Genomic DNA, 8,544 nt, shown 5'->3' on the forward strand with positions numbered 1-8,544 from the left:
AAAAAGGGAGCTTCGGCTCCCTTTTTTTGCGTGCTTGCCGGTCGAAAGAACCGGCGGGCAGTGCGGCCGATGCCGCCTCGCCGAATGACTCTCTGCTGTGATGCCTAGCGCGCCTTGCCCCGCGCCGCCTTTCCACCGCTGCGGGCAGCATCCTGGCCGCCGACAGCGCCATCCCCGCTCATGCGCTCCAGCCACGAAAGCGCATCCACATACGACAAAAACTGCCGCAGGTAATCGGGCGACACCTCACGCATCAACAGCAGCGACCGATGCACGAGACTGCTCGAATTCAGCGGCCCGGCATTCACCGGCACCTTGTCCAGGGCCTCACGCAACTGCTTCTCGGCGCTGACGCGGGACCAGGTCTGCCGCACGTCTTCGAGCATCTTTAGTTCCGGCAATGCACGCAGATGAGGCTCAGAACCGCCATCTGCAGCCTTGCCGACATCCGAGCGTTGCCGGCTGGCAATGTCACACAGCAGTTCGGCCAACGCGCTGTCGGCCGGTGCCTTTGCATCGCTCGCGTCGGACGTTGCCGTCGTGCGATCGACGTGTTGCGCGTAGGCTGCGATCAGCTCGCCGAGCCGCGCATCGAGAAGGCGCCGCGCCTCGCCGGTTTGGCCGGCCGCACGCCGATGCAACGCCTCGATGAAGGAAAAGCGCACGCGGTCCAGCCGATCCGCGCCGCTTGCGCGCCAGCTGTCGAGCGTGGCCTGCGCGGACACATCAATGCGGCTCACGGCGTCCACCGTTGGAAGCGGCTTGCCTGGGAACAGGCGCGATCTCCACACGCCGGTTCTTGGCGCGGCCGACGTCGTCTGCATTGGAGCTCACGGGCTGCTGCGAACCAAACGCTGCCGCAAACACGCTCGATGCGGGAATGCCTTCGTCGATCAATGCGCGCGTCACGGTCAACGCGCGCTTGGCGGACAGCTCCCAGTTATCTGCAAACAGCCGATTGCCGGCACGCACCTGCTGGTCGTCGGAAAACCCGCTCACCATCAGGATCTCTTCACGCGACGTGAGATACGCGGCCAGCGGCCCCGCCAGGCTCTTCATCAGCGTGCGGCCCTCGGGTTGCAGCTGATCGGAGTTGATCGCGAACAGCACATTGCCATTGATGCCGATGCGCCCGTTGACGAGCGTCACGCGTCCGGCTGCCAGCGGGCCGGCCAGCGCCTGCTCCAGCGTCTTGCGGCGCTGCGCCTCGGCCTCGCGCTGCTTGACCTCGTTCTCCAGCTTGGAGGACAGCTCCAGCTGCACGCCGATTACGCCCACCAGAATCAGCACGAACGCGCCCAGCAGCACCGACATCAGGTCGCCAAACGCGGCCCAGACCGGTGCTGTGGCCTCGATGCCACCGTCAATCTCGTCGTTCATGCCGCTTCGGTCCCGGCCAGCGCGCGCTGGTCACCCAGCCGTTGCAGGTCTTCCAGGATCTGCTTCTGAGACAGCATGCTCAGGTCGATCACCTCGCGCGCCTGCGCCACGTAGTAGGCAAGCTGTTCGTCGCTGCGCGTGAGCGACTTGCCGAGCGCGGCTTCGATACGCTGCAGCTGGGCTGCAAGCTTGTCGTTCGACTCGCCGAACAGCTGCACGGCCACACCAAACGCCTCGCCAAGGCTCGCCACCTCGACCGCGCTGCCGGTCACCTGCGCGGCCACCGCGCCGAGCTTGCCGGTCTCGGCCTCCACCCGATCGGTGAACCGCACGCCCACGCGCTCCAGCAGATCCGCCGACGTTGCCACCAGCGCATCCACCGCCGTGCGCTGCTCGGTCGATGCATGGTTGACCGCGTCGAGCAGCGTTTCCAGCGTGCCCAGCAGGCGCGCACGCTCGTCCAGCATCGCGGTATCGCGCACCATGCTGTCGGACAGCTTCTGGCGCAGCTCGGCCACCACTTCGGCCGCGGCCTTGGGCGCTTCCGACGCGGCTTGGACCAGGCGCGAAATCTCGCCGATCGTGTCGTTGGCGTGCGCCTGCGTTTGCGCGGAGATGTCGCGTGCGGTCTGGGCCAGTGCGTCGCAAATCTGTTGCTGACGGCTTGCCGTATCGGCGCCAGCCTTTTCCCACGCCTCGCTCAGCTTGGCGCCCATGGCGCCGAGGGCATCGGTCCAGGCCGCCAGACGTTGTGCGTCCCGTCCTTCCAGCGCAGCTTGCAACGCGGCATGCGACTGGCGCGATGCGTCCTGCTGCGCGGCGATATCGCGCGCTGTCTGCGCCAACGCATCGCAGATATCTTGCTGACGATTCGCCGTATCGGCGCCGGTTTTCTCCCACGCCTGGCTGAGCTTCTCGCCCGTTGCGCTGAGCGCCTCGGTCCAGGCCGCGAGACGTTGCGCGTCTCGTGCTTCCAGTGCGGCTTGCAGCGCCGTATGCGACTGGCGCGACGCGTCTTGCAACGACACGGCGTGCTGCTCGAACGTGGCGGCAGCCGCCTCCAGCGCGCGCTGGTTCTGGGTGGCCAGCTCGGCGTGGGCGTGTTCCTGGCGGGCCAGCGCATCGCGCCAGGCAGCGGACAGTCCGTCTGCGGCGGCATCCAGGCGCTCGGCCACGCTATCGAGCAACCGCGCCGAGCGTTGCTCGAATGTCTGAGCAAACCGGTCGAGCGACGTGCCGACCTGACCGACCAGCGCCTCACTCGAGCGTTGATGCGCCGACAGGGCGTTGTTCCAGATACCGGAGACCGCCTCCGCCGTCGCCTCGAAGCGCGTCGACAGGCCATCCAGTTGACGCTGCACCGCGTGCGTGACCGTCTCCTGCAGCGCGGCCGATTCCCGCGCGAGGCCCGCCATCGTCGTTTCCACCACCGGCTGCAGCGCTGCGCTGGCAACGCGTGCGCTCTCCGCTGCGCTGTCCTTCAAGGACTGACCGACCGACGACGCAAGCTGGCTGTAAGCGGTCTGCGCCTTGTCGAGAAATGCCTGCTGGGCGGCGATCTGTCGCTCGCTGCTGGCCGCGCCCTGCTGCTCCAGCGACGTCATCATCGCCTGCAGCCGATCAACCAGCGCGGGCATCACATCGGATTGCCGCTGCAGAAGCTTGAACGTCTCTTCACGCTGATGTGCGTGCGAGTAGATGCGCAGCGTGGTCGCGATCTTTGCGTCGAGCGCCTGCACGGCCTGCAGCCGCTCGCGCCGGCACAGCGCCGACAGCAACCCCAGCATGGCCGACGTTGCCACACCGGCAATCGAGGTGCCGAACGAGAATCCCAAACCCTTGATCGGGGCGGCCAGCGATGCGCGGATCGCCTGCAGGTCCGTCGCGCTTTCCAGCGCTGCGCCCGTGCCTTTGAGCGTCACCACCATGCCGAGCAGCGTACCGAGCATGCCAAGCAGCACGAGCAGGCCCACCAGATACGGCGTCAGCGCGGGCGCAGGCAGCGCAACGCGCTCGCCTTCCACACGCAGGCGCACGGCATTGCGCACGCTGGGGTGCAGTTGCTCCAGCCATGCCGCCAGATTGGGCGGCGTCTCGGACAACCCTGCCACGGCATGGGCGACCGTGCCCGTGGCTTGCCGATAGCGGCGCAGCTCCAGCGCGCCTGCCACATAGGCGGCACCGATCACGAGCGTGACGGCCAGTGCCAGCAGGTTTCCGCCAACGAGGTAGCCGACGGCAATCCACCCCAAGGCCGCCAGCCCGACAGAAAAAACGATGAGATTCAGGTGATGTCTGGACATGAATGGTGTCTGTCCCGCTTAGCGGGGGCGAAGGGCTGCGAGCAACCCGTCGACCGGTTGAAAACGAACATCGAGCTCGGCCAGGAGCACGCTCTGCATATCTTTGCGGAACGCATCCAGCCAGGCGCGGGATGTGGATTGGGTGGCCGGGCCCTCCGCGGGCAGCTCGGCCTGCCGCTGCTGCTCGGCCGCGCGCAGGCGCTCGAAGTACGGCCCCAGCATCGACGGAATGGCCCCCAGCAACGAACGTTCGCGGGCCGCGAGCGCCTGCTCCATGCTGTCATCCAGCACCGCAAGGCGCGCGAGGTCGGGCGTCCTGGCAGCCAGCAGGCGCCGCAGGCGGCCACGCAGGTCACTGATCTCCAGTTCCATGGTCTGCTGCATCAGCACGTAGCGCTGCCGGAAATCGGCGTAGTCGACCACCACCGGCACCGACGGGTTCTGGATCGGCGCGCGTGGCCCAGGCCTGGCATCGGGCGCACAGCTGGACGCGATGGACTTCGTCAACGCCGCGCGGACGCGGCCACCGATGGTTTCGGCGTCCGGGCCGACGGGCCGCGTGCTGGAGGCACTGGCGGGCGGTGCCACGCTCAATGCCGACGAAAGCGTGATGGCATCCGTCCAGCTGAGCCATTGGCTCAACCGGTCAGAAAGGGGCTGCGCAGATGCGGAAACGTCGACGTCCGTCAGGCGAGCAAGAATGCGGATCAGCGCGGGGCCGCTGAGCGCCCTGCGTTGCTGGGCGTGCGCCATGCTACGAGTGCCGAAAAAAGGCTGGAGTTTACACTGCCTGCCGGGTCGGACTGGGGTCCATGAGTGGCACCGAAGTCACTTACCGCAAGAAACCTTCATGCGAGCGCGCCCGCACTGAAATGCACGGGGCTGCCTCGCCTCTTCGTCACTGCGTCAAGGCCCAGGCAAGATTGTTCTGTGCATCTTTATTGCCCTGCTCGGCAGCTTGGCGAAACAACTTGAGCGCGCGTTCCTTGTCCTGACGCACCGCAATCCCAAACCAGTAGAACTTGCCCAGCTCGTTTTCGGAGTAGGCGTCGCCCAAATCTGCGGCCTGTGCGTAGTCTTTTGCGGCTTGGTCGGACTTCTTCATGCGGTGATAAATCGAGCCTCTGGCCGACAGCGCGTATGTGTCACGCGGCTCGAGGCTGATGAGCTTCGACAATGGGCCAAGCGCCTGCTCGTATTTTTGCTGGCGAATAAGGACATGGCCCATTTGCGTCAGTGCATCCCGATCATCCGGGTTCAGCGAAAGCGCTTGAGCGTAGTCCTTTTCGGCGCCCGCAAAGTCTTTTTTACCTATCTTGACCCAACCGCTGTCCGCAATGGCCAGCGCCGAAAATTCCTTCAGCGTCGCTGCCGGCACATTTGCCTTTCGACACTCATCGACAAAAGCAGCCATCTCTTCCGGGCTACCGTTCCATTTCGAACGTAGCGACTTGAGATAGGCCCGCCTGACCACCACCGTTTGCGGGTCCTTCCTGAGCGCCTGCTCCAGCAGCACCCGGTTGTGTTTTTTCATCCCTTGAGCCTTACCGATTTCAATCCCTTCCCGATAGGACAAGATCGGCTTTGGATCCAGTTCAACAGACTTCGATAAATCGCGTAGCGCCATACTTTGGTACGCGCCCATTCCCGCGAACTGTTCATCGGTGGTGTCCCGCGCATACTTGCTTCCGCGCCGCGACCATCCCATCGCCATGTAGTAGATCCCGCGCGACAACAAGGCCGCATAGGAACGTGGAAACTCCGCGACCCATTGATCGAGCTTGGTTTCCATCGCCGAATCAGAGTAGTAGAAGGCTCTGAATGCTCCCGACAACTGCTCGTCGCTGATCGCTCCGCGTCCATAGGCCTGCTGCAGGCCAGACATCTGCCGGTCCAGCTCGGTATAGCGCCCTTCCATCAGCAGGGCACGCCGTTGCGCGGCCTCGCTAGTGGGCGGCTCTGCCGCCGAACTCATTGATTGAAATGCGACGCAGACAAGGCAACAGAGCAAGATTCTTTTGATCATTTTTGTACTCGCTATCAATGCAGCGTTTGGACCGGTTGCTTTAACTGCCCCCGTAGCGCGCACTTTCGAACATGCAGGAAACCGGAAAGACGAAAGACTCGCGCAGCCATGTTCCCCCACAGTTTTGAGAAGCATAGAGACCACCAGCAGCTAGCACGAAGATAAAAGGAATTAAGCCAAGTAGGGTAGCCAAGTGCCGCGCCTTTTGTCCGGGCACACGTGCGCGCATGGCGTGATCGGCACGGCTGCGGAGACGGAATCACCGCTTAACCTTCGGCTCGCACCCAAAAAGCGGTATCGTGTCGCCCACTACCGCACCCTCCCCGCTTTCTCGCCCATTTGCCGTGACCGATCACCCCACCCTCACCTGGACCGACGACCGCCCTGAAGCCAGCAGCGACGCCGTCCATACCGCTGTCTGGCGCTCCGAAGCCGGCAACCCGCCGCCCAAGCGCGTGGCCATCGCGGACGATCGCACCACAGCCGATGCCGCCTACCGCCTCGCGTGCGAAGGCACGGCATTGCTCTGGCAAGGCGATTTCCAGAACGCGCGCCAACTGCTGCAGGCCATGTCCCGCCGCACGGATCGCAAACCTGGCAAGGCGCGCAAGGAACCCGCCTCGCCCATCGATGCGTTCAACCTGCATCGACAGGCGCAATCGCAGCGCGCCCGCACGCTCGGCATGCTGCTGATTCCGCTGGATGCGGATTACACGATCCCGCTGCGCCGCGCCCCCGACATGCGCGACGCCTGCACGGAGGCTTACGGCACGAGCCATACCGCTTCCGTCGTCTCGCTGCGTGAGCTGCTTGGCTTGATCGGCGCGCATGAGTGGCGCAAGAAGGGTGTCGAGATTCCCGCGCTCGGTGGTGAGCGCATTCACCCGCACTACGGCGTGTTCTCGCCCGTGCGCGGCGAATACATCGAGCTGGTGGCGAATGCACCGTTGCCTTCGAAAACCCTGGCGTTCGATATCGGCACGGGCACGGGCGTGCTGGCAGCGGTGCTCGCCAAACGCGGCGTGAAACGCGTCATCGGCACCGATCAGGACCCGCGCGCGCTGGCCTGCGCACGTGAGAATGTGGAGCGCCTCGGTCTGCAGACCCAGGTTGAGGTTGTCGATGCGGATTTGTTTCCCGGAGGCCGAGCGCCGCTGATTGTGTGCAACCCGCCGTGGCTGCCGGCACGGCCCAGCTCGCCCATCGAGCGCGCCGTCTACGACCCGGACAGTCGCATGCTGCGCGGCTTCCTGGACGGCCTCGCCGCCCATCTGGAGCCGAATGGCGAGGGCTGGCTGATCCTGTCGGACTTTGCCGAGCATCTTGGCCTGCGCACGCGCGATGCCCTGCTGGCGATGATCGACGCGGCCGGCCTGCAGGTGGTGGGCCGGGAAGACATCAAGCCGAAGCACCCGAAGGCGTCCGATGAAAACGACCCGCTCTATCGGGCCCGGGTTGCCGAGGTGACGTCGCTGTGGCGCCTGAAGGCCCGCCAGTAAACCAGTGACTCAGCGCGCCATCGTCGCCAGGTAGTCGAGCGCGCCCTGCCCCGCAGCGGCGCCGCTCGCAAAACACGCCGTCAGCAGATAGCCGCCCGTCGGCGCTTCCCAGTCGAGCATCTCGCCTGCGCAGAACACGCCCGGCAGACGCTCAATCATCAGCTTTGCATCCAATGCTTCAAATGCAACGCCGCCTGCGGTGCTGATCGCCTCGTCGATGGGTCGCGTGCGTATGAGCCGCAACGGCAGCGCCTTGATGGCTTTGGCCAATTGAGCCAGATCGGCAAACGCTTCCTTGCTCAGGCACTCGCGCAGCAAGCCGAGCTTTACGCCCGTGATATTCAGCTTGCTTTGCAGATGACTCGACATTGAACGCGCGCCGCGCGGGCGCATCAGTTCATCTGTCACACGTTGCGCACTCCAGCCTGGCGCAAGATCAAGCCAGATCGTCGCACTGCCCTCTGCGGCCAGCGCATCGCGAATGGGCGCCGACAACGCATAGACAAGGCTGCCTTCAATGCCGGTCTGCGTGACGACGAACTCGCCCTGGCGAAATTGCAGCGCATCGTCATCGCCCGAGCGCAAACCGATGGCGACCGACTTGACGGGCTGCCCAGCAAAACGCTCCTGGAAATACGCGCTCCAATCGGCGTCGAACCCGCAGTTGGCGGGCTGCAAGGGTTGCACCTGCACGCCGCGCGCCTCCAGCAACGGCACCCAGGCGCCGTCGGAGCCCAGGCGGGGCCAGCTGCCGCCGCCCATGGCCAGTACCACGGCATCGGCTTGCACCAGCCGTTCAACGCCGGCGGTTTCAAAGCGCAGCACCTGCGCGTGGTCCGACGGTTCTGCCCAGCCCACCCAGCGATGCCGCATGTGCAGCTGCACGCCCGCCTCGCGCAGCCGGTGCAGCCATGCGCGCAGCAAGGGCGCGGCTTTCATCTCAGTCGGAAAGACACGCCCCGAACTGCCGACAAACGTGTCGATGCCCAGCCCATGAATCCACGCGCGCAGCGCATCGGGGCTGAAGCGGCCAATGAACGGCGCCAGCGCCTCGCGCCGCGTGCGATAGCGGCCGAGAAACGCGTCGATCGGCTCCGAATGCGTGATGTTCATCCCGCCAATACCCGCCAGCAGGAATTTGCGTCCGGCCGACGGCATTGCGTCGAACACCTCCACACGCACGCCGTTGCGCGACAGGACTTCAGCGGCCATGAGCCCGGCGGGGCCGGCGCCGATGACGGCAACGAGAGGGGCATTGGATGTTTCGGACATGCGGGGAGGAACGGATCGAATCGCGCGGGGCAGACAAGCGGGGCGCTATTGTCACATCCCGACT

7 protein-coding genes are annotated in these 8,544 nt (G+C 65.2%); 1 reads left to right on the top strand and 6 read right to left on the bottom strand.

Annotated features, from left to right (window positions below; all coding sequences use genetic code 11):
- Positions 1-104: 104 nt before the first annotated feature.
- From BEK68_RS20780 to BEK68_RS20800, 5 genes are all read right to left on the bottom strand, one after another.
- A complete protein-coding gene (locus BEK68_RS20780; RefSeq protein ID WP_024541789.1) occupies positions 105-740 on the bottom strand; it encodes a DUF2894 domain-containing protein in 636 nt (211 codons plus the stop codon).
- Positions 727-1,380 carry an OmpA family protein gene (locus tag BEK68_RS20785; protein ID WP_004631550.1) on the bottom strand — a complete coding sequence of 218 codons (654 nt, stop codon included), beginning with the start codon at positions 1,378-1,380 and terminating at the stop codon, positions 727-729. Before BEK68_RS20785 ends, BEK68_RS20780 begins: the two co-directional genes overlap by 14 nt.
- A complete protein-coding gene (locus BEK68_RS20790; RefSeq protein WP_024541788.1) occupies positions 1,377-3,683 on the bottom strand; it encodes a DUF802 domain-containing protein in 2,307 nt (768 codons plus the stop codon). The genes BEK68_RS20785 and BEK68_RS20790 overlap by 4 nt, the downstream gene beginning before the upstream one ends.
- Positions 3,684-3,701: 18 nt before the next feature.
- Positions 3,702-4,436, bottom strand: a complete 735-nt coding sequence (locus BEK68_RS20795; protein WP_024541787.1) for a DUF3348 domain-containing protein — start codon at positions 4,434-4,436, stop codon at positions 3,702-3,704.
- Between the two features lie 145 nt (positions 4,437-4,581).
- The gene (locus BEK68_RS20800) at positions 4,582-5,709 is read right to left on the bottom strand and encodes a DUF4034 domain-containing protein (RefSeq protein WP_024541786.1); all 1,128 of its coding nucleotides are present in this window, start codon (positions 5,707-5,709) and stop codon (positions 4,582-4,584) included.
- 344 nt (positions 5,710-6,053) lie between these two features.
- Between BEK68_RS20800 and BEK68_RS20805 the strand changes: the two genes are divergently transcribed.
- Positions 6,054-7,208, top strand: a complete 1,155-nt coding sequence (locus BEK68_RS20805; protein ID WP_024541785.1) for a methyltransferase — start codon at positions 6,054-6,056, stop codon at positions 7,206-7,208.
- Between the two features lie 9 nt (positions 7,209-7,217).
- Here BEK68_RS20805 and BEK68_RS20810 read toward each other — a convergent pair whose 3' ends face one another.
- Positions 7,218-8,480 carry a TIGR03862 family flavoprotein gene (locus BEK68_RS20810; RefSeq protein WP_024541784.1) on the bottom strand — a complete coding sequence of 421 codons (1,263 nt, stop codon included), beginning with the start codon at positions 8,478-8,480 and terminating at the stop codon, positions 7,218-7,220.
- Positions 8,481-8,544: the final 64 nt, after the last annotated feature.

The sequence above is a fragment of the Ralstonia pickettii genome, from assembly GCF_001699815.1.
GTDB lineage: Bacteria > Pseudomonadota > Gammaproteobacteria > Burkholderiales > Burkholderiaceae > Ralstonia > Ralstonia thomasii.